The sequence below is a fragment of the Kitasatospora sp. NPDC050463 genome, from assembly GCF_040655255.1.
In the GTDB taxonomy this organism is placed as follows: Bacteria; Actinomycetota; Actinomycetes; order Streptomycetales; family Streptomycetaceae; genus Kitasatospora.
Genome location: NZ_JBFAJO010000238.1, coordinates 1 through 1085, shown reverse-complemented (window position 1 = coordinate 1085; position 1085 = coordinate 1). Strand labels below are relative to the sequence as shown.

General features: G+C 66.0%; 1 protein-coding gene and 2 pseudogenes. 1 reads left to right on the top strand and 2 read right to left on the bottom strand.

What is annotated here, in order from left to right:
* Positions 1–122: 122 nt before the first annotated feature.
* Positions 123–332 (top strand): annotated as a pseudogene (locus AB0J08_RS41755) (IS630 family transposase); the annotation flags it as partial.
* A gap of 72 nt (positions 333–404) precedes the next feature.
* Here AB0J08_RS41755 and AB0J08_RS41750 read toward each other — a convergent pair.
* Together AB0J08_RS41750 and AB0J08_RS41745 are read right to left on the bottom strand one after the other, a co-directional pair.
* The gene (locus AB0J08_RS41750; RefSeq protein ID WP_360645478.1) at positions 405–782 is read right to left on the bottom strand and encodes a nuclear transport factor 2 family protein; all 378 of its coding nucleotides are present in this window, start codon (positions 780–782) and stop codon (positions 405–407) included.
* A 102-nt stretch (positions 783–884) separates the two neighbouring features.
* Positions 885–989 (bottom strand): annotated as a pseudogene (locus tag AB0J08_RS41745) (IS30 family transposase); the annotation flags it as partial.
* Positions 990–1085 lie beyond the last annotated feature (96 nt).

Below are 1085 nucleotides of genomic sequence, written 5' to 3'. Positions count from 1 at the left end.
GGCGACCATCTCGTCCTCATTGCTCACACCCAGTACCTGCACGACCGTCAGCATAGGATCGAACTCGGTGGGTGCCGCAGCCTGCCGCACGTCATTTCGTCCACAGGTCTTGACTATTGCTCCACTTCGGCCCGCTGCGGCAGTTCACCCTGGCCAACTCCCACCACCGCAGCCACCCCGCGCAAACCCAGGCACTGCACCGCTACCTGCGCTGGCGCAACACCAACGCCCGCCACCCCGACGTACTCGCCGCCCAACGCAAGGAACGCGCCCGCAGCCGCAGCGAAAAGGGCATCCGCTGGGGCGGACGCCCCCTCAACACCGCAGCCTGACCAACCGCGAACCGCAGCTCCCGAAGGCCGAAGGGGCAAGTTACGGGAGAAGGCCAGCGACAGAAGGATGACTCAGGAGGCGGACGGCTCGATCTCCCCCGCGAAGACGATGAACTGGTCGATGAGGCTCCGTCGCAGATGGACGACGTCCGTTCCCGCCAGGCGGGGGCCACCATCAGGCGTGGTGAAGACCCACTGGTACCGGGCCCATTCGTCAGGCATGTCCACCGCTGAGCAGCGCACCATCGTGCCGGGCCCCGCCGGGTGACGCCGGATGTCCAGCACGAACCGCTCGACCGCCGCGATTCCTTCGCTGCGACCCAACGGTCCCCAGAAGACCACGTCTGAGGTCAGGGCCTGGGAGAGCAGGGCAGTCACATAGTTGTCGTCCGAGGCGTTGAACGCGGAGATGAACGTGTCGATCGCGGAGCGTGCGGTCTCTTCCTGCATGCCCCCAGTAATACCAGCCGTTTCGCATGCGCTGGTCCCACGAGCCGCCTTTCGGGCGGATTCGCATGATCGTCGCGACGTTGCTGCTGTCAGAGCGCCTGCGAATAGCTCGGCCGGGGTCTGCCATCTCAGGGTCTTGCGGGGGTGGTTGTTGAGGCGGTCCTCGATCGCTCGCAGGTCGTCGGCGGTGTGGACCGACAGGTCGCTATTGAACTTGATTGGGTGATGTCGGGGCTGTTCGCCTGACGGTGGGGCTGTGGATCCGGTAGCCCTGGGGCATGAGGTACGCGCAGGGCGGCGGCT

Coding starts and splice junctions, on each gene's coding strand:
- AB0J08_RS41750 (WP_360645478.1), bottom strand. CDS start 782: ATGCAGGAAGAGACCGCACGCTCCGCGATCGACACGTTCATCTCCGCG.